Source organism: Massilia sp. ZL223 (genome assembly GCF_018119395.1).
Lineage (GTDB): Bacteria > Pseudomonadota > Gammaproteobacteria > Burkholderiales > Burkholderiaceae_D > Telluria.
In genome coordinates, this window is sequence record NZ_JAGPWD010000023.1 from 60,421 (window position 1) to 78,830 (window position 18,410).

Annotated in this window: 15 protein-coding genes; 5 read left to right on the forward strand and 10 right to left on the reverse strand. The window is 66.8% G+C overall.

All coding sequences use genetic code 11. The features are described from left to right. Nucleotides 1-64: 64 nt before the first annotated feature. The 5 genes from KBW95_RS15060 to KBW95_RS15080 form a co-directional block, all read right to left on the reverse strand. Entirely contained in the window at nucleotides 65-2,986 is a 2,922-nt protein-coding gene (locus tag KBW95_RS15060; RefSeq protein WP_211524143.1) for a ribonucleoside-diphosphate reductase subunit alpha, read from the reverse strand. 551 nt (nucleotides 2,987-3,537) lie between these two features. Continuing rightward, complete coding sequence (locus KBW95_RS15065; RefSeq protein WP_211528641.1) at nucleotides 3,538-4,992, reverse strand: sigma-54 dependent transcriptional regulator; 1,455 nt, start codon at nucleotides 4,990-4,992, stop codon at nucleotides 3,538-3,540. 27 nt (nucleotides 4,993-5,019) lie between these two features. Continuing rightward, nucleotides 5,020-6,705 (reverse strand): nitrogen regulation protein NR(II), encoded by a 1,686-nt coding sequence (locus KBW95_RS15070; protein ID WP_211528642.1) that lies wholly within the window; start codon nucleotides 6,703-6,705, stop codon nucleotides 5,020-5,022. A gap of 7 nt (nucleotides 6,706-6,712) precedes the next feature. Then, a complete protein-coding gene (locus KBW95_RS15075; RefSeq protein WP_211528643.1) occupies nucleotides 6,713-6,967 on the reverse strand; it encodes a PP0621 family protein in 255 nt (84 codons plus the stop codon). Further along, complete coding sequence (locus KBW95_RS15080) at nucleotides 6,964-7,773, reverse strand: inner membrane protein YpjD (protein ID WP_211524139.1); 810 nt, start codon at nucleotides 7,771-7,773, stop codon at nucleotides 6,964-6,966. Before KBW95_RS15080 ends, KBW95_RS15075 begins: the two co-directional genes overlap by 4 nt. Nucleotides 7,774-7,987: 214 nt before the next feature. Between KBW95_RS15080 and KBW95_RS15085 the strand changes: the two genes are divergently transcribed. Genes KBW95_RS15085 through KBW95_RS15095 form a run of 3 tightly spaced genes read left to right on the forward strand, consistent with a single transcriptional unit; the run spans nucleotide 7,988 to nucleotide 10,409 of the window. After that, nucleotides 7,988-8,557, forward strand: coding sequence for a hypothetical protein (locus KBW95_RS15085; RefSeq protein WP_211528644.1), 570 nt, complete (start codon nucleotides 7,988-7,990; stop codon nucleotides 8,555-8,557). Then, the gene (locus KBW95_RS24875) at nucleotides 8,554-9,672 is read left to right on the forward strand and encodes a histidine kinase (protein WP_211528645.1); all 1,119 of its coding nucleotides are present in this window, start codon (nucleotides 8,554-8,556) and stop codon (nucleotides 9,670-9,672) included. Before KBW95_RS15085 ends, KBW95_RS24875 begins: the two co-directional genes overlap by 4 nt. Further along, on the forward strand, nucleotides 9,669-10,409 hold the full coding sequence (locus KBW95_RS15095) for a LytTR family DNA-binding domain-containing protein (protein ID WP_211528646.1): 741 nt from the start codon (nucleotides 9,669-9,671) through the stop codon (nucleotides 10,407-10,409). The genes KBW95_RS24875 and KBW95_RS15095 overlap by 4 nt, the downstream gene beginning before the upstream one ends. Nucleotides 10,410-10,418: 9 nt before the next feature. Here the strand turns inward: KBW95_RS15095 and KBW95_RS15100 are convergent, their stop codons facing one another. The 3 genes from KBW95_RS15100 to KBW95_RS15110 are packed head-to-tail and all read right to left on the reverse strand — an operon-like array spanning nucleotide 10,419 to nucleotide 13,036. Then, on the reverse strand, nucleotides 10,419-11,216 hold the full coding sequence (locus KBW95_RS15100) for an ABC transporter ATP-binding protein (RefSeq protein WP_211528647.1): 798 nt from the start codon (nucleotides 11,214-11,216) through the stop codon (nucleotides 10,419-10,421). A gap of 1 nt (nucleotide 11,217) precedes the next feature. Further along, nucleotides 11,218-12,075: an ABC transporter permease gene (locus KBW95_RS15105; RefSeq protein ID WP_211528648.1), complete on the reverse strand. Its 858-nt coding sequence runs from the start codon at nucleotides 12,073-12,075 to the stop codon at nucleotides 11,218-11,220. After that, nucleotides 12,065-13,036 (reverse strand): ABC transporter substrate-binding protein, encoded by a 972-nt coding sequence (locus KBW95_RS15110; protein ID WP_211528649.1) that lies wholly within the window; start codon nucleotides 13,034-13,036, stop codon nucleotides 12,065-12,067. Before KBW95_RS15110 ends, KBW95_RS15105 begins: the two co-directional genes overlap by 11 nt. 199 nt (nucleotides 13,037-13,235) lie before the next feature. Here KBW95_RS15110 and ffh point away from each other — a divergent pair, with 199 nt between their 5' ends. Continuing rightward, nucleotides 13,236-14,603: a signal recognition particle protein gene (gene ffh / locus KBW95_RS15115; RefSeq protein ID WP_211524135.1), complete on the forward strand. Its 1,368-nt coding sequence runs from the start codon at nucleotides 13,236-13,238 to the stop codon at nucleotides 14,601-14,603. Between the two features lie 247 nt (nucleotides 14,604-14,850). Then, the gene (locus tag KBW95_RS15120) at nucleotides 14,851-15,234 is read left to right on the forward strand and encodes an SWIB/MDM2 domain-containing protein (RefSeq protein WP_211524134.1); all 384 of its coding nucleotides are present in this window, start codon (nucleotides 14,851-14,853) and stop codon (nucleotides 15,232-15,234) included. 234 nt (nucleotides 15,235-15,468) lie between these two features. On the opposite strand, the gene KBW95_RS15125 is transcribed toward KBW95_RS15120, so the two are convergent. Next, nucleotides 15,469-16,827, reverse strand: coding sequence for an alkaline phosphatase (locus KBW95_RS15125; protein ID WP_211528650.1), 1,359 nt, complete (start codon nucleotides 16,825-16,827; stop codon nucleotides 15,469-15,471). 16 nt (nucleotides 16,828-16,843) lie between these two features. Further along, nucleotides 16,844-18,283 (reverse strand): alkaline phosphatase, encoded by a 1,440-nt coding sequence (locus KBW95_RS15130; RefSeq protein WP_211528651.1) that lies wholly within the window; start codon nucleotides 18,281-18,283, stop codon nucleotides 16,844-16,846. Between the last annotated feature and the right edge of the window lie 127 nt (nucleotides 18,284-18,410).

An 18,410-nucleotide genomic window follows, 5' to 3' on the forward strand; every position in this document is an offset into this window, starting at 1 on the left:
GTTTTACGGGTAGTGGTACTAACGGGGAAGCCTGCGTTCAAGCAGGCTTCCCCTATTCAGCGAATTACTGGCAGGCTTCGCACTCGTCGAAGCCGGCGTCGCCCGGACGCAGGTAGCAGGCGGCGCCTTCCACCACGTCGGCTGCCGGAGCAGCTGCCACCGGAGCGGCGGCTGCCGGAGCGGCGTGACCGGCCTGGATGCCGCCCGAGACCGGCACGGCGTTCAGGGCGCCGGTGCGGGTGGTCGACTTCTCCATGTGGGTCGCGGCGATGGTGCGCAGGTAGTAGGTGGTCTTCAGGCCACGCAGCCACGCCAGCTTGTAGGTCTCGTCCAGCTTCTTGCCCGATGCGCCGGCCATGTAGATGTTCAGCGACTGGGCCTGGTCGATCCACTTCTGGCGGCGCGAGGCGGCTTCCACCAGCCACTTCGGCTCGACTTCGAACGCGGTGGCGTAGATGTCGCGCAGGTCTTGCGGCACGCGGTCGATCTTGCTCAGCGAACCGTCGAAGTACTTCAGGTCGGCGATCATCACTTCGTCCCACAGGTCGCGTGCCTTCAGGTCGCGAACAAGGTAGGAGTTGATCTCGGTGAATTCGCCCGACAGGTTCGACTTCACGTACAGGTTCTGGAAGGTCGGCTCGATGCAAGCCGACACGCCGATGATGTTCGAGATGGTCGCGGTCGGGGCGATCGCCACGCAGTTCGAGTTACGCATGCCGAACTGCTTGATGCGCTTGCGCACCACGCTCCAGTCCATCGATTCGCTGGTGTCCTGCTCCAGGTAGCCGCCGCGCTCTTCCGCCAGCAGCTTGATCGAGTCCTGCGGCAGGATGCCGCGGTCCCACAGCGAACCTTCGTAGGTGTCGTAGCGGCCGCGCTCTTCCGCCAGCTCGGTCGACGCCAGGTAGGCGTAGTAGCAGACGGCTTCCATCGACTTGTCCGCGAATTCGACAGCTTTATCCGACGCGAACGGCACGCGCATCATGTGCAGGCAGTCCTGGTGACCCATGATGCCCATGCCCACCGGACGGTGACGCATGTTCGAGTTGCGCGCCTTGTCGACAGCGTAGTAGTTGATGTCGATGACGTTGTCCAGCATGCGCATCGCGGTGCGGATGGTCTTCTGCAGCTTGACGTGGTCCAGGCCATCGCCCTTCATGTGCTGCGGCAGGTTCACCGAGCCCAGGTTGCAGACGGCGATTTCGTCGGCGTTGGTGTTCAGGGTGATCTCGGTGCACAGGTTCGACGAGTGCACCACGCCCACGTGCTGCTGCGGCGAACGGATGTTGCACGGATCCTTGAAGGTGATCCACGGGTGGCCGGTCTCGAACAGCATCGACAGCATCTTGCGCCACAGGTCCAGCGCTTCGATCTTCTTGAACACGGACATTTCGCCGCGCTCGGCCTTGGCTTCGTACGCAACGTAGGCTTGTTCGAAGGCCTTGCCGGTCAGGTCGTGCAGGTCCGGGGTTTCCGACGGCGAGAACAGGGTCCAGCTGCCCTTTTCCATCACGCGCTTCATGAACAGGTCCGGAATCCAGTTCGCGGTGTTCATGTCGTGGGTGCGGCGGCGGTCGTCGCCGGTGTTCTTGCGCAGGTCCAGGAATTCTTCGATGTCCAGGTGCCAGGTTTCCAGGTAGGCGCAGACCGCGCCCTTGCGCTTGCCGCCCTGGTTGACCGCGACAGCGGTGTCGTTGACGACCTTCAGGAACGGGACCACGCCCTGCGAACGGCCGTTGGTGCCCTTGATGCGCGAACCCAGCGCGCGGACCGGAGTCCAGTCGTTGCCCAGGCCGCCGGCGAACTTCGACAGCAGCGCGTTTTCCTTGATCGCGTCGTAGATGCCTTCGAGGTCGTCGCCGACGGTGGTCAGGTAGCAGGACGACAGCTGCGAGCGGCGGGTGCCCGAGTTGAACAGGGTCGGGGTCGAGCTCATGAAGTCGAACGACGACAGCAGGTTGTAGAACTCGATGGCGCGGGCTTCGCGGTCGGCTTCGCGCAGGGCCAGGCCCATCGCGACGCGCATGTAGAAGGCCTGCGGCATTTCGATGCGCACGTCGCGCACGTGCAGGAAGTAGCGGTCGTACAGGGTCTGCAGGCCGATGTAGCCGAACTGCAGGTCACGGTCGGCGACCAGGGCCTTGGCCAGGCGCTCCAGGTCGTACTTGCCCAGCTCTTCGTCCAGCAGCTCGTTCTCGATGCCCTTGGCGATGTACTTCGGGAAGTAGGTGATGTACTCGGCGGCGGCGGCGGCTTGCGCGACTTCCTTGCCGAAGACTTCCTTGCGGATGGTGTGCAGCAGGATACGGGCGGTCACCTGGCTGTAGGCCGGGTCCTTTTCCATCAGGGCTCTAGCGGCCAGGATGGCGGACTTGTGCAGCTCTTCGACCGGCACGCCGTCGTACAGGTTCTTCATGGTCTCGGCCAGAATCGCGTCGGCGTCGACGTGCTTTTCCAAGCCGGCGCAGGCGGCGTTGATCAGGCTCGAGACGGCGTTCAGGTCCAGCGGACGGCGCTCGCCGCCGTCGACCACGTGGATCTGCGGAGCCACGACGGCGGCACCGCCGGCGGCTTCCTTGGCGGCGCGGCGCTCTTCCATGCGCTTGGCGCGGTACAGCACGTATTCGCGGGCGACATCGTGTTCGCCCGAACGCATCAGCGACAGCTCGACCTGGTCCTGCACGTCTTCGATGTGGAAGGTGCCGCCATTCGGCTGGCGGCGCACCAGCGCGGCCACGACGTTGTTGGTCAGCTGTTCCACCAGCTCGCGGATGCGGGCCGAGACGGCGCCCTGCCCGCCGGCGACGGCGAGGAAGGCCTTGGTCATCGCGACCGAGATCTTGTTCGGCTCGAACGCGACCACGGCGCCATTGCGGCGGATGACACGGTAATCACCGCGCGCGACGACGTCGGCCGGCGTGGCGCCGTTCGACGTCGTTCCTGGGGTGACGTGCGGGTTGATCGAGATGTCTTGTGCTGTTTGCATTGAGCCTCCAGGATGGCAGCCGTTGCCGCCGATTTGTTATCGCTTCAGACCGTCGTGCGGTCCGTTGACAAAATTAAAAGCAAAACGATACCCCGCCAGCCGGTGGCCTAAGCTGGCAAACCAGATATGCAGGGTAAAGGTTACGTCAATGATTCGTGCCGGAAGCTGAGCTTGCCGACTGCCGGAGGACCTAGTTGCTTGTTGTCTACTACCACTAGATCTAGTGTCCGGCCTTGAGATGAGACTAATTGTAGTACCTCGTTTGCGATACAGGCAAGTAAATAAATTCTCAATTTTTGAGAGGAATCGTGGTGCGGAGTCTTGACTTTTGAAGTCATCCGAAAGATGCGGAGCGCGCGGTGAGCGAGCACTAACATCAGTGTTTTCGGCTGCCTAAGCGGTAATCAGAATAGGTCGTTGTTGCACTGCAGAAGTGCATTTTGCACCAGATTAATTTCAAGATAATGAAGGGGTCAGCGGACCCCAGCCACTAGATATAGGGGTGCGGCCCGGTGAGGCCTCCGTATGTACAGCGGTCATGCCTGCCGCATTCAATCCTCCGGCGCGCTGATCTCCAGTTTTTGCATCGAATAGCGCAGCTGGCGCACGCTGATGCCCAGCAGGCTGGCCGCTTGGGTGCGGTTGAACTGGGTCTGCTGCAGGGCGCGCTGGATGACCTCGCGCTCGACCTGCTCCAGGTAGGCCGGCAGGTTGCTCGGCAGCTCCGCCGGTCCCAGGCTCACCGGTCCTGGCGCCGGAACTGTGGCCGCGGCCGGCACAGCCGGCGCCGGCTCGGGCGTCACCGGCAAAGCAGGGATCACAGGCGGCGCCACCGGCTCGCGCACACCCGGCTCGCCGGGCCGCGCCGCCTTCAGCGACAAGTCGCCGACTTCGATCACGCCGTCGTTGGCAAAGGCCAGCGCCCGCTCCAGCACGTTCTCCAGCTCGCGCACGTTCCCCGGGAAGGAATAGGCGCGCAGCGCTTCCAGCACGCCCGGTCCGAGCGCAGCCTTGCCCGGTCCCGCCAGCCTGGCCAGGATGGCGTCCGCCAGCACCGGCAGGTCATCCAGGCGCTCGCGCAGCGGCGGCAGCGCCAGCTCGATCACGTTCAGGCGATAGAACAAGTCTTGCCTGAATTTGCCGGTCTCGACGCAGCGCGCCAGGTCCTGGTGGGTGGCGCTGATGATGCGCACGTCGACCGGCTCTTCGACGGTGGCGCCGATCTTGCGCACGCGCCGCTCCTGGATCGCGCGCAGCAGCTTGACCTGCATCGCCAGCGGCAGGTCGGCCACCTCGTCCAGCATCAGGGTGCCGCCGTCGGCCGCCTGGAAGAAGCCTTCGCGCTCGTCCGCTGCGCCGGTGAAGGCGCCCTTGCGGTAGCCGAAGAACTCGGCCTCCATCAGGGTCTCGGGGATCGCGCCGCAGTTCACCGCCACGAAGGGCTTGGCGGCGCGCGAGCTTTGCGCATGGATCTCGCGCGCAGCCAGCTCCTTGCCGGCGCCCGATTCGCCGGTGATCGACACCGGCGCGTTGGAGCGCGCCAGGCGCGCGATCTGGGCGCGCAGCGCTTGCATGGCCGCCGAATTGCCGATCAGGCGGGAGGCGCCGGCGTTCGCTTCCGGCTGCCCCGCTCCGCCTTCGGTCAGTTTCAGGGCCGAGCGCACCATCACGCGCAGGGCGTCCAGCGCCACCGGCTTGGCGATGTAGTCGAAGGCGCCGGCCTTGAGCGCCACCACCGCGTTCTCGGCGCTGCCGAAGGCGGTGATCACGGCCACCGGCGTGCCCTTGCCCGAGGCGCTGATCTCGCGCACCAGTTCGATCCCGAGCCCGTCGGGCAGGCGCATGTCGGTCAGCACCAGAGAATAGTCATGTTCTTCGAACAGGTTGCGCGCCTGGCGCAAGGTCGCGGCGCTGTCGACGTCCAGGCCCATCTTGAGCAAGGTGATCTCGAGCAGTTCGCGCAGGTCGGCTTCGTCGTCGACGACCAGGATACGTGGTGCGGTCATGGCTCTCCCCTGTTGGTCCTTGGTTCTTCAGGCCGGCTGCACGAAGCTGATGACGAAACGGCCGCTGGCCTTGCGCGGCCCCATCGCGGCCTGGTCGAAGCGGTATTCATAATCGAGTTTCGCATCGTTGTTCAGGCACAGCTCGCGCGCCAGGTAGAGTCCCAGCCCGGTGCCCTTGCTCGATGTCGTGTAGAAGGGCTCGAACAGGTGGGCGCGCACTTCGGGCGTGATGCCGGGGCCGTCGTCCTGCACGTGCAGCTCGAGACGCCCGGCCGCGTCGCTGGACGGGAAGATCCGGATGCTGGCCGGCTTGCGGCTGGCATAGCGGATCGCGTTGTTCAGCAGGTTGAGCAGCACTTCGTGCAGGTGCAACGGATCGAAGCGCACGGTGGCGCCACCGGCGTTGCCCAGCCAGACTATATCACCGTCCAGCGCATGGATTTCGCAGAATTCGGCCTTCAGCTCGGCCAGGAAGCTGCTCAGCTGCACCGGCTCGGTGTGCGGCTGGGCCTTGCGCGACAGCTGCAGGATGTCCTCGACCATGCGGTTCACGCGCGCCACGTTGTCGCTGACGATCTTCAGCAGGCGTACCTCGGCCGGCCCATGCAGGTCTTCGGCCAGCAGCGCGGTGGCGTGGCCGATCGCCGACAGCGGGTTGCGCACCTCGTGGGCGATGCTGGCGGTCAGGCGTCCCATCGAGGCCAGCTTGAGCTGCTGCGCCTCGTTCTCGATCGCGCTCACGTCCTGCATGAAGATCACGCTGCGCCCTTCCGCCTGGCTGCCGGTGTCGACGCGCGCGAAGCGCAGCTTCAGGTGCACCGGCTGGTCGCGCCGGCCGCGCACGACGGCGGCGCCGCCGTCCTCGCTGTCGCCCTGCTCGTGCCAGGGCTTGATGGTGACGAAGGCCGCTTCCTCGTTCGGCGCCGCGCGCCAGCCGGCGTAGGCCTGGGCCACCGGCTCCAGCGCCGGAACCTCGCCCAGCAGGAAGCCTTCGGCCTCCCCTTCCAGGCCCAGCATGCGCCGCGCCGCCGGGTTGCCGGTGTACAGGCGGCCTTCGTCGCCGACCACCAGGATGCCGTCGCCGACGTCGGCGATCACGATGTGGTTGATGGCTTGCTGGATGCGCAGGTCGGCCCCGCGCTGGGCCGCCAGTTCTTCCTGGCCGAGCAGGCGCGCCGCCAGCCGGTTCACCATCAGCACCGCCGCGAAGAAGGCGGCGCCGTACATCCCGGCCTGCATCAGCGGCGGTTCGCGGTCGCTCATGAAGATCTGCCAGACACTCTCCAGCAACAGGAAGATGGCCGCGAGCGAGGCCGAGAACAGCGCCAGCACCAGCGGCGCCAGGATGGCGGCGCCGGCCAGCGGGAACAGATACAGGATGCCCAGGCCGCTGCGCATGCCGCCGGCGGCCAGGTAGAGCAGCGAGATCGCCGCCAGGTCGGTGGCGATCTGCGCGCCCAGTTGGACGATGAAGCGGCGCCGCCAGCGCGCCGCCACGACCGCGAACACGAGGGCCGCCGCCGCGTAGGCGAAGCAGGTCTCGGCGTTGACGGGATCGGTCTTGATGCGGCCGCTCTCGACATCGAAGCCGAGGTAGAGCAGCAGCACCAGCGCGATGACGATGCGCGTGACCGTGAAGGTCTGGAGCGAGCGCCACAGGGTGACGCGCGCCTCCGCCGACAGCGCACGCGCCAGTACCTTCGAAGCCGCCATTCGGGGCTTACCGGGGCGGCAGGCGCACGTGGCCTGGCGAGCAGTAATCGAGGCCGTCGGCGCGCACCGCTTCCGACGAGGGGAAATACATGCCGCAGTGGGCGCACTGGGTCATGGCTTCGATCTCGGCCGGTTGGGACGGGGCTGGGCGCTGCTGTTGTTGCGCCTCCATCTGGCTGCGGCGCACGGCGGCGCGCAGCTTGCTGCGCACGGCCATGACCACCAGCGCGATCAGGGCGATCCAGAACAGGATGCGGCTCATGCTACCCCCCGGTGCAGGACGACTTCCAGCACGAAGCGGCTGCCGACATAGGCCAGCGCCAGGGTGGCGAAGCCCGCCAGGGTGAAGCGCAGCGCCGTCTTGCCGCGCCAGCCCTGCCATTTGCGCCCGGCCAGCAGCGCGGCGAACAGCGCCCACGACAGCAGCGCGAAGATGCTCTTGTGGTCGAGCAGCATGGGGCGGCCGAACACCTGTTCCGAGAACACGATGCCCGACAGGACGGTAAGGCTGAGCAGCACGAAGCCGATCCAGATCACGCGGAACAGCAGCTTTTCCATGGTCAGCAGGGCCGGCAGCTGGTCGAGGGCCGAGCCGAACCAGCCGGCGTTGGGGCCGGCCGGGCGGGTATGCAGCCGGGCTTCCTGCAGCGCCATCAGGACGGCGTGGAAGGCGGCGATGGTGAGGGTGCTGTAGGCCAGCACGGCCACGGCGATGTGCCAGCCGAAGGCGGCCGGCCTGCCGGCCAGCGGCATCAGACTGCCCGGGAACAGCACCGGAAGCAAGGTCGCGCCGAAGGCGAAGGGCATCACCAGGCGGCGCAGGCCGTCGAGGGCGAAATTGCGGTTCTCCAGCCAGTAGGCGGCCACCGAGACCCACAGCGCGGACGACAGCATGACGGCAAAGCCGACGCGCAGGTTGCCCGGCAGGACCACGTCGAGGCCGAGCGCCGCGCCGTGGATCAGCCAGGCGAGCGCGGTGACGGCGGAAATGGCAGCGCCCTGGCGCGACGGCAGCAGGGCGCAGACCGCGTACAGCAGGGCCGCGGCGAAAAAGAGGGTGTTCTGCATAATATGTCAGTCTACACCATCGGGAATGGCTGGGGGCAAGCCCCCGGTATCGCGCAGCGCTGGGGTATCATCGCCGGATGGACGCCCCCGCCCTTTCGTTCCGCCGCCGCCTCGCCCAGGCGCGATTTTGCCGCGTTCGTCGCAGCCATCCCCCGCACACACCTTTTTCTCTCACAGTAAGGCTTCCAACCGCGCTTACCCAAAGGAGAAAACGATGAAACCCACTGCTGTCCTGTTCGCCTGTGGCCTGGCCCTGGCCGCCTATACCCTCAACGCCAGCTCGAACGCCGGGCTGCCCGACGGGTGGTCGGTCGGGGGCGAAGCCCCCAAGCTCTACCATGCGGATGTCGACGCCGCCGACAGCCCCTCGGGCAAGGGCGCGATGGTCCTGATGCGGACCGACACCAGCCACCCTTATGGCAGCGCATGGCTGGCGCAGCGGATCCCGGCCGATGCCTACGCCGGCAAGCGGGTGCGCGTGTCGATGCGGGTCCGCTTCCAGGATATCGAGCCGATGGAAGGAAAGATCTATATTGGCCTCGACGGCGGCGCCAGCCTGCAGGGCATGCGCTTCAGCCAGGACTGGACCGTCTACGAATCCACTCTCAGCTTGCCGGCTGGCGTGAAGCAACTCGATGTCGGCGTGGGACTGAAGGGCCCGGGCAGCGCCAGGGTGGACGGCATCGCTCTCCAGGTCCTGGGCGACGCGCCGGCAGGGCTGCCCGGCCTGAATATCGAACGCAGCGACTTGCGCCCTGCCGTGCCGGGCGAGGAGTTCAAGTGAATCCAAGGACGGCGCGCCGGCTGGCTTTCCTGTTCCGTCCCTCGCAGGGAGCGGACGCTGCGGCCGCCCCGCCGGCTGGCCCGCTCGCCGTCTTGTCGCGCGTCACGGGCGCCGACCGCGGCTTTCCCTGGCCGGGCCTGGCCTGTGCCGCCGCGCTGGCCGTGGCGGCCTGGTTCGTGGTTGCGCCCCTGCTGGCCAAGCTGATGGCGGCGCTGCTGGCGCCCGTCCTCGCGGGATGGTGCATGGGATGGCTGGCCCAGCGCTTCGCTCCCGGCCGCCGTTACTGGACCCTGTGCTGGGCCTGGGCGCTTCTGGCCCTGGCGCTTGGCGCCCTTGGCGCCGCCGCCGTGCATGCGCATGGGTTGACGCCGCGCGAGCTGATCGTCTTCGCACGGCGCGACATGCTGGTCCTGGCCCTGCTGGTGTGGTGCTGCGTGCTGGCGCTGCCGCTGGCGATCCTGCAGCGCCAGGCCTATCGCGACGAGGTGGCGGCCCTGCGCCTGTCCGCCCTGAGCGCGGAACTGAAGGCGCTGCAGGCCCAGGTCGAGCCCCACTTCCTGTACAACACCCTGGCCAACACCCGCTACCTGGCGCGCCACCAGCCCGAGCGCGCCGTGGAGATGCTGGACCACCTGATCGCCTACCTGCACCAGGCATTGCCGGACATGCGCTCGCGCGTCAGCACCGTGGGCCGGGAGTGCGCGCTGGCGGGCCACTACCTGGCCCTGATGGCGATCCGCTTCGGCGAGCGCCTGCGCTACACGATCGAGGTAGCCGACGACGCGCGCGACGCCGAGATGCCGCCGCTGCTGCTGATCTCGCTGGTCGAGAACGCCGTGCGCCACGGCGTCGAGCCGACGCCGGGAACGGTGACGGTTGGCGTCAAGGCGGTGCGCGAACGCGGTCGGCTGCGGCTGACGGTGTCCGACGACGGTCCCGGTCCGGGCGCGCGCGGCGCGGTCGGCTATGGGGTCGGCCTGCGCAATGCCCGCGAGCGCTTGCACGCCCTGTACGGCGACGCGGCCGGCCTGAGCCTGGAACGCGGCCCCGACCAGCTCACGCGCGCCGAACTCGTGCTGCCGGCGCGCGCCGCGCCATCCGCGGGGCAGCCATGAACGCTCCCCGCATCCTCATCGCCGATGACGAGCCCCTGCTGCGGGCCGACCTGGCCGAAGCCCTGGGCCGGCTGTGGCCGGAAGCGCAGGTCGTGGCGATGGCCGGCGACGGCATCGAAGCGATCCGCCTGGCCCACGCGACTGGCCCGGACGCGGCGTTCCTGGATATCCGCATGCCCGGCCTGTCCGGCCTCGAGGTGGCGCGCACCTTCAGCCACCGCACCCACGTGGTTTTCGTCACCGCCCACGAAGAACATGCGCTGGCGGCTTTCGACGAGGGCGCGCTCGACTACGTGCTCAAGCCCATCGATCCTGCACGGCTGGCGCGCGCCATCGAGCGCCTGCGGGGCCGCCTGCACCTGCCGCCGCCCGACCTCGGCCGCGCCTTGCAGGCCCTGAACCCGCGCACCACAGCGCCGTCCTGGATCCAGGCCTCGGTGGGCAGCACCATCCATTTCATCGACCTGGCGGACGTGGCGTACTTCAGTTCGGAGCTGAAATACACGCGCGTGGTGACCGACCAGCTGGAAGCGCATATCCGCACGCCGCTGCGCGAACTGGCCGAGACCCTGGAGCCGAGCGGCTTCTGGCAGATCCACCGCAGCCACCTGGTCAACGTCAAGCGCATCGCCTCGGTACGGCGCGACGAGGACGGCGCCATGTGGCTGCAGCTGCGTGGCATGAGCACGCGCCTGCCGGTCAGCCAGCGCTATCAGGCGCGCTTCAGGGGGATGTGAGCGAAGCCCTCAGTCGACGGCGGCCATCTTCAGCTCGTCATGATGATGCCGCTGCTGCTCTTCCATGACCAGCATCCCCAGCTCGCGCTTGAGGGCGTTGAACTCGGGCGCGGCCGGGTCGCGCATGCGCGGCAGGCCCACCAGCAGGTCGCGCTTCACCGTGCCCGGGCGGTAGGTCATCACGACGATCCGGTCGGCCAGGTAGATCGCCTCCTCGATGCTGTGAGTCACGAACAGGATCGTCTTCCCGAGCTCGGCCCAGATGCGCAGCAGCTCGTCCTGCAGGTTGCGCCGGGTGAGCGCATCCAGCGCGCCAAAGGGCTCGTCCATCAGCATGATCGGCGAATCCAGCGCCAGCACGCGCGCGATCGCCACCCGCTGGCGCATGCCGCCCGACAGTTCCTTGGGATAGCGCTGGCGGAAGTCCATCAGCGACAGCATCGTCAGCAGCCGCTCCACGGTCTCCGCTACCTGGGCCTTGGGCATGCCCCGGATCTCCAGGCCGAAGCCGATGTTCTGGGCCACCGTCATCCAGGGAAAGAGCGCGTATTCCTGGAACACCATGCCGCGCTCCGGTCCGGGCGCGGCCACCGGCGCGCCGTCCACCGTGATCGCGCCGCTGCTGGGCGGGGCGAAGCCGGCGACCGCGTTCAGCAGGGTCGACTTGCCGCAGCCGGAAGGCCCCAGCAGGCAGGTGAACTGCCCGCGCGGGATCTCGAGATGGATGTCCTTCAGCGCATTGATCTCTCGGCCATCGCTGGCGAAGACCTTGTTCACGGCGTCGATGCGGATATGCGGTGCGTCCATGTCAGTGCTCCAGGCCGCGGTGCCAGCGCAGCAAGTGTTTGTTCAAGCGGTCCATGCCCACGTCGATCGCCAGGCCGAGCAGGCCGATGCTGATCATCCCGGCGATGATCTTGTCGGACCAGAAGTACTCGCGCGCCTCCAGGATGCGGAAACCCAGCCCGCTGTTCACCGCGATCATCTCGGCGACGATGACGACGATGAAGGCGGTGCCGATGCCGATGCGTACGCCCGACAGGATGTAGGGCACGGCCGCCGGCAGGATCACGCGCACGAACATGGTGACGCCGCCCGCGCCCAGGTTGCGCGCGGCGCGCAGGTAGATGCCGTCCACCTGGCGCACCCCGGCGATGGTGTTCATCAGGACCGGAAAGAAGGCCCCGATCGCGATCAGGAACACGGCCGGCGGGTTGCCCAGTCCGAACCACAGAATGGCCAGCGGGATGTAGGCGATCGGCGGAATCGGCCGCAGCAGCTGGACCAGGGGATTCATCCAGGCGTAGACGGCGCTGCTCGCGCCCATCGCCAGCCCGAGCGACAGCGCCAGGCCGGCGCCGATGGCGAAACCGACCACCACCCGATACAGGCTATTGGCGGTATCGACCACCAGTTCGCCCGACAGCGCCCAGGCCAGCCAGCCGGCCTGGCCGCCATGTCCATCATAGGCGTCGAGCGGAAGCAGGTAGGCGATCCACTTGCGCGCCACCTCCAGCGGCGCCGGCAGCACCTGCGGGTTCACCAGGCCCGCCTGCGTCACCGCATGCCAGAGGGCGATGGCCAGCAGCGGGGCGACCAGGCCGACGGAGACCTCGCGCCAGTTGCGCGCTGGTGTCCGCACGCGGCGGCGGCGTTCAATCGACATGCAGGCTCCTCTTGGCCGCAGCCAGCAAGTCCAGCTTCACCCAGTCGGCCGCCACCGGCGGCCTGGCCATGCGCCCTACGCCGGTCTTGACCATGATGTCGGTCGTCACCTGGATGTGCGGCGCCGTGATGTCGAGCGAGTACGGCGAATTGGCGATCGCATCCCGGAAGTCCTCCGATGAAATCTGGTTCTTGAAGATCGTCTCGCGCACGTACTTCTCGGCCTTGTCCGGATGGTCGATGAAGGTCTGGGTGGCCTGGACGAAGCAGCGCATGAACTTCTCGGCCAGCGGACGGCGCTCGCGGTAGAACTTCTCGGTCATCACCAGGGTGCGCACCGGCTCGCCGATCAGGGTGCCGTAGGGCTTGAGCACCTCCACGCCGAAACCCTTGTTGATCGCCTGCGAGGACTGCGGTTCGGACTGCATCATGGCGTCGATCTGCTTGCCGAGCAGCGCCTGGTTCAGGTCCGGGTAGGACAGGTAGACCAGCTGCACGTCCTCGCCCGGTGCGGCGTCCGCCTTCAGGCCGTAGCGGGCCAGTTCGGCCATCAGGAGCACTTCCTGGATCGCGCCGCGCGTCACGCCGACCCGCTTGCCCTTCAGCTGGAGCACGTTCCTGATGTTCAGCTCGGGCCGCGCCACCAGGCGCGCGCCGCCCTTGGCGAAGCCGGCCACCACCAGCACGGGCGCGCCGCCGGCCCGGCCCTGGATCGCCGCTTCCGAGGCGGTGCCGCCGACATCGAGCTCGCCGGCGATGATGGCCTGCATCACGTCCAGTCCTTTGGGGAAGACCCTTTCCTCGACCTTGATGCCGCAGCTCGGAGCGATTTCCTTGATGTACGAGACGGCGCCGAAATGCGCCAGCTTGAGGTTCCCGAGCCGTACCACGTCCTGGGCCTGGACCTGGCTGGCCGCCAGCAGGGAGAGTGCCACGAGGGCTTTGCGAAACACCTTGCTCATGCCTATCCTCCATTCAACTTCAAATGCTCAGTGGAAACATGAGGGTGCATGAGAGGAGGACTTGGAAACTTGCGTTGAGACAACAAACCCGGGAATTGCTGAAAATTTGTGCTCTTGCCGGCCCTGGAGGCGAACGGCGGAGCCTGCGCAAGGTAAAATGGAGGTTTGACTCAACTCGCCTTATATATATTAGGTAACCATGCTAGATAATCTGACCCAACGCCTTGCCAAGGTCGTCAAGACGATGCGCGGCGAGGCTCGCCTGACCGAGGCGAACACTGCCGAGATGCTGCGCGAAGTGCGCATGGCCCTGCTCGAGGCGGACGTGGCGCTGCCGGCGGTGCGCGAATTCATCGCCAAAGTGAAGGAAAAAGCGCTGGGCGAAGAAGTCATCGGTTCGCTCAGCCCCGGCCAGGCGCTGGTCGGCGTGGTGCAGCGCGAGCTGGCCGCCCTGATGGGCGCCGACCTCGGACCGGACGCCACCCAGCTCTCCTTCGCCCAGCAGCCGCCGGCGATCATCCTGATGGCCGGCCTGCAGGGTGTCGGTAAGACCACCACCGTCGGCAAGCTGGCCAAGTACCTGAAAGAGCAGAAAAAGAAGAAGGTGCTGACCGTGTCGGCCGACGTCTACCGTCCGGCCGCGATCGCCCAGCTGGAGTCCGTCACCAAGCAGGTCGGCGCCGACTTCTTCCCGACCACCGCCAGCGACAAGCCGGTCGACATCGCCCGCAATGCGCTGGACTGGGCCAAGAAGCACTACCACGACGTCCTGATCATCGACACCGCCGGCCGCCTGGGCATCGACGAAGCGATGATGCAGGAGATCGCCGCGGTGCACACCGCCGTCAAGCCGGTCGAGACCCTGTTCGTGGTCGACGCCATGCTGGGCCAGGATGCGATCAACACCGCCAAGGCATTCAACGACGCCCTGCCGCTGACCGGCATCGTGCTGACCAAGCTCGATGGCGACTCGCGCGGCGGCGCGGCGCTGTCGGTGCGCCACGTGACCGGCAAGCCGATCAAGTTCGCCGGCGTGTCCGAAAAGCTGGACGGCCTGGAAGCCTTCGATCCGGCGCGCATGGCCAACCGCGTGCTGGGCATGGGCGACATCCTGGCGCTGGTGGAAGAAGCGCGCAAGGGCGTGGACGCCGAAGCCGCGGCCGAACTGGCCAACAAGATCAAGGTCGGCGGCCGTTTCGACATGAACGACTTCAAGGCCCAGCTGACCCAGATGAAGAAAATGGGCGGCATGTCCGGCCTGCTCGACAAGCTGCCGGCCCAGTTCCAGCAAGCCGCGGCGGGCGCCAACATGGACCAGGCCGAGAAGCAGGTGCGCCGCATGGTCGGCATCATCGACTCGATGACGCCGGCCGAGCGCGCCAAGCCGGAGCTGATCAAGGCCAACCGCAAGCGCCGCATCGCGGCGGGCGCGGGCGTGCAGGTGCAGGAAGTGAACCGCATGCTGACCCAGTACGATCAGATGCAGACCATGATGAAGAAGCTCAAAGGTGGCGGCCTGATGAAGATGATGCGCGGGATGAAAGGCATGATGCCCGGCCTGCGTTAAGCCTTTAATCGCATCAAAGTAACCGTCGAAGTAACCGTGTACCGCGCTGGCTGTACACGGTTTTTTTACGTCCATTGTCAGCGCTTTCCGCTTTAAATGCGTTCGTAGGTGCGATGGCACGCATTTCGGAGCGTTTCAGAGTGAAAAAATGTCGAAAAAGACTTGCATGAACAGTAAAACGCCACCAATATAAGCCGTGCGTTAAATTGCGCAACTTTCCAATGTGTCCGTTTTAGGAGGCTCGAAGATGGCAACAGCCAAAAAATCCACTGCAGCGCCAGCCAAGAAAGCCGCTGCCAAGCCAGCTGCAGCGGCCAAGCCCGCAGCAAAGAAGGCAGCACCAGCAAAAGCAGCAACCGCCGCCAAGCCGGCCGCGGCACGTAAGCCGAACGCCGCTTTCATGAAAGAGATGACTCCGTCGTCCACCCTGGCCGCCGTCGTGGGCGACAAGCCGCTGCCACGCACCGAAGTCACCAAGAAAGTCTGGGACTACATCAAGTCCAAGGACCTGCAGGACGCATCGAACCGCCGCATGATCAACGCCGACGACAAGCTGAAGGCTGTCTTTGGCGGCAAGGCGCAGGTCTCGATGTTCGAGATGACCAAGCTGATCTCGGATCACCTGAAGTAATCGCTGGCTGGCTGTCCAGCACTGGCCCGAGCAAAAAGGCCCCGGTTGATGCCGGGGCCTTTTGTTTTTTTGGGGGTGTTTTGTTAGCTAGTGGCTGCGGTGTGGAACTTGGGTCCCCGCCTTCGCGGGGATGACGTACAAAAGGTGCGGACTACGGCGGCGTTAACTGGCCACGTCCTTTAAAACGTCATCCCCGCGCAGGCGGGGACCCAAGTTTGCATGCACCGCCGCGACCTACAACCCCGCCGCCGCCTTCATCAAGTGAAACACCTTCGTATTCTCGATCGTCCCCTTGAACGGCGCCGACCCCGCCCCAACCGCATACAGCTTCACATCCCCGCCCCCGTGCGATTCCCACTCCGCGCGCACGCCGGCTTCCTGGTGGTAGCTGTCGCTCAGCACCGTCGCGCTGTCCACGTCGGCCCGGACATCCGGCCGGTTCGGTCCATTCCCGAACAGCAGCGTAGTGAAGGTCTTCCCGTCCGCATCCTTCTTCGGCTGGCCGCTCGCGTAATCGCGCAGCACGTCGTGCACCGGGTTGCCGCGCTTCGGATAGCCGCTCATGACCATCGTGTGATCGTGGTCCGCCGTCACCACGATCAGGGTGTTCTCCAGCCCCGGATCGATGGCGCGCATGCGCTCCAGCGCGGTCTGGATCGCTTCGTCGAAGGCCACGGTCTCGGCCAGCGCATCCTTGGCGCGCGTGTCGTGCAGCGCGTGGTCGATCTTGCCGCCTTCGACCATCAGGAAGAAGCCGTCCGGGTCTTTCGACAGCAGCTCGATTGCCTTGGTGGTCATCTCGGCCAGGGTCGGCTGCTCCGGCCGGCGCGCGCGCGCGTAGTCGAGGTGGCTGGTGGCGCTGTAGACGCCCACGAACTTGCGGCCAGGGCGCGCCGACATCATGTCCGCGCGCGTGTTGGCGACGAAGTAGCCCTGTGCCGCGAACTCCTTCATCAGGTCGCGCCCGTCCGGACGGCCCTTCGGATTGCCGGCGCCGCGCGGCGTGAAGTGGTCGCGCCCTCCTCCCATCAGCACGTCCACGCCGTCGCCAAGCGCCGCGTTGTAGCCGGCGCCGCCCGGCACGATCTGCTGCGCGATGGTGTACACGGCGTCGCGGTGGCACACGTGCGAGAAGGTCGAGGCGGGCGTGGCGTGGGTCAGTTCGGTGGTCGTGACCGCGCCGACAGCCTTGCCGCGCGCCTTGGCCAGTTCCAGGATGGTCGGCGCGGCCGCGCCATTGCCCGCGCCGCATTGGTCGACGCCGTCGCTGGACGGGTCGATGGCGCGCGCGTCCTTCATCGAGATCACGTCGTTGTTGATCTTGATGCCGGTCATGTACGAACCCATCGAGGGCGCGCTGTCGGTGGTCTGGAAGTCGTTGGAATAGGTCTTGATGCGCGCGGTGCGCTCCAGCCGCTCGAAGTTGAGCAGGCTGTCCTCGCCGCCTTTGTAGATGCGCGCGGCGGTGATGGTGGTCGGGCCCATGCCGTCGCCGAGGAAGAAGATGATGTTCTTGGCCTGCGGCGCGGCGCTAGCATTGGCGGCGGCCAGGGTGCAGGCGGCCAGCAGCGGAGAGAATCGTCGGAATGTCATGATGGCTCCTCGAGGCTTACAGACCGGCCGCGGTCTTGATCAGGCTGAACACGCGGGTGTTGTCGATGGTCCCGCGGAACAGTTCGGACCCGGCGCCCACGGCGCCCAGGTAGACGTCGGCGCCGCCATGGGTCTCCGCGCCCTTGTTGGTGCGGACCACGGCTTCCTGGTGATAGTCGTCGCGCGTGACGATGTCGTCGGTCAGCGGTCCCTGCTTGGCGCGGTTGCCGGCGTAGCGGTTCTCGCCGGTGCCGAAGCCGATGATCGTGTAGGGCATGCCGTCCTTGTCCAGCTTCGGCTTGCCGTCCAGGCCGCGCACCAGTCCCAGCACGCCGGGGTTGCCCGGCGTGGTCTTGCCGGTGCGGGCGGTGTAGCCGTTCAGGAGCAGGGTGTGGTCATGGTCGGCGGTGGCGACGATGAGCGTGTTCTTCAGGCCCGGATCGATGGCCTGCATGCGGTCGATGGCCGCCTGCAGCGCGGCGTTGTAGACCACGGTTTCCTGCAGCGCGCGCTTGGCCAGGGTGGCGTGCAGCGCATGGTCGATCAGGCCGCCCTCGACCATCAGGAAGAAGCCGTTCGGGCTCGGGGCCAGCATGTCGATGGCCTTGCGCGTCATGTCGGGCAGGCCGGGCTGGACCATCGGGTTGCGCGCCTCGTGGTAGTCCAGGTGGTTCTGGGCGAACAGGCCGATGACCGGCTGGCCCGGGCTCAGGGCGTTGAACTGCGCGGTGTCGCGCGCGACGCGGAAGCCCTGGGCGCTCAGTTCGCCCAGCAGGTCGCGGTTGTCGGCGCGCTTGCCGCCGGCCGCGAAAGGCGTGAAGAACTGCGCGCCGCCGCCGAACACCACGTCCAGCCCGCGCGCGCCGAGCGCCCCGTTGTAGCCGGCGCCGCCCGGCACCAGCGAGGCCGCGATGTCGGTCTCCAGCTTGCGGTGGCAGGCGTGGGCGTAGGTGGAGGCCGGGGTGGCGTCGGTGACGCTGGTGGTGGTGACCACGCCGAGCGCCATGCCGCGGCGCCTGGCCAGTTCCAGCAGGGTGTCGACCCGGCTGCCGGTGGTGCAGCGGCTGACCAGGTTGTTGCCGTTGGCGTCAGGGCCGGGCGAGACCGAGATGGTGTCGGTGGACATCGAGATCACGCCGTTGTTCTGCTTCACGCCGGTCATGTAGGCCGCCATCGAGGCGGCGCTGTCGGTGACCTGGGCGTTGTTGGAGAAGGTCTTTACGAAGGCCGATTCGGGCAGCGTGTCGATGGCCAGCTCGCCGTCTTCGCCGACGGAATAGATGCGGGCCGCGGTCAGGGTGTTGATGCCCATGCCGTCGCCGAGGAAGAAGACGACGTTCCTGGCGCGTTCGGTGGGCTGGGTGCCGGCCTGCAGCGTCGGCGCGGCGGGCGGGGTGGCTGCGCAGCCGGCAAGGAGGGCCAGCAGGGCGGCGGTGGCGAGAGTGGTCGGTCGCATGGGTGCCTCACGGGAGAAAGCGGTGAGTCTACACTGTGCACGGTGGGGATGGCGGGATGATATGTTGCGGGTTTGTATAGAGGGCGGCTGCCACCCTCATTTCAATCGTTACCCTAAAAACCGTCGT

Excerpts from the sequence above, each read along its gene's own strand:
- KBW95_RS15060 (WP_211524143.1), bottom strand. The coding sequence starts at position 2,986 with ATGCAAACAGCACAAGACATCTCGATCAACCCGCACGTCACCCCAGGA.
- KBW95_RS15065 (WP_211528641.1), bottom strand. The coding sequence starts at position 4,992 with ATGACCGCACCACGTATCCTGGTCGTCGACGACGAAGCCGACCTGCGC.
- KBW95_RS15105 (WP_211528648.1), bottom strand. The coding sequence starts at position 12,075 with ATGTCGATTGAACGCCGCCGCCGCGTGCGGACACCAGCGCGCAACTGG.
- KBW95_RS15120 (WP_211524134.1), top strand. The coding sequence starts at position 14,851 with ATGGCAACAGCCAAAAAATCCACTGCAGCGCCAGCCAAGAAAGCCGCT.
- KBW95_RS15100 (WP_211528647.1), bottom strand. The coding sequence starts at position 11,216 with ATGGACGCACCGCATATCCGCATCGACGCCGTGAACAAGGTCTTCGCC.
- KBW95_RS15080 (WP_211524139.1), bottom strand. The coding sequence starts at position 7,773 with ATGCAGAACACCCTCTTTTTCGCCGCGGCCCTGCTGTACGCGGTCTGC.
- KBW95_RS15110 (WP_211528649.1), bottom strand. The coding sequence starts at position 13,036 with ATGAGCAAGGTGTTTCGCAAAGCCCTCGTGGCACTCTCCCTGCTGGCG.
- KBW95_RS15095 (WP_211528646.1), top strand. The coding sequence starts at position 9,669 with ATGAACGCTCCCCGCATCCTCATCGCCGATGACGAGCCCCTGCTGCGG.
- KBW95_RS15125 (WP_211528650.1), bottom strand. The coding sequence starts at position 16,827 with ATGACATTCCGACGATTCTCTCCGCTGCTGGCCGCCTGCACCCTGGCC.
- KBW95_RS15075 (WP_211528643.1), bottom strand. The coding sequence starts at position 6,967 with ATGAGCCGCATCCTGTTCTGGATCGCCCTGATCGCGCTGGTGGTCATG.
- KBW95_RS15070 (WP_211528642.1), bottom strand. The coding sequence starts at position 6,705 with ATGGCGGCTTCGAAGGTACTGGCGCGTGCGCTGTCGGCGGAGGCGCGC.
- KBW95_RS15085 (WP_211528644.1), top strand. The coding sequence starts at position 7,988 with ATGAAACCCACTGCTGTCCTGTTCGCCTGTGGCCTGGCCCTGGCCGCC.
- KBW95_RS15130 (WP_211528651.1), bottom strand. The coding sequence starts at position 18,283 with ATGCGACCGACCACTCTCGCCACCGCCGCCCTGCTGGCCCTCCTTGCC.
- ffh (WP_211524135.1), top strand. The coding sequence starts at position 13,236 with ATGCTAGATAATCTGACCCAACGCCTTGCCAAGGTCGTCAAGACGATG.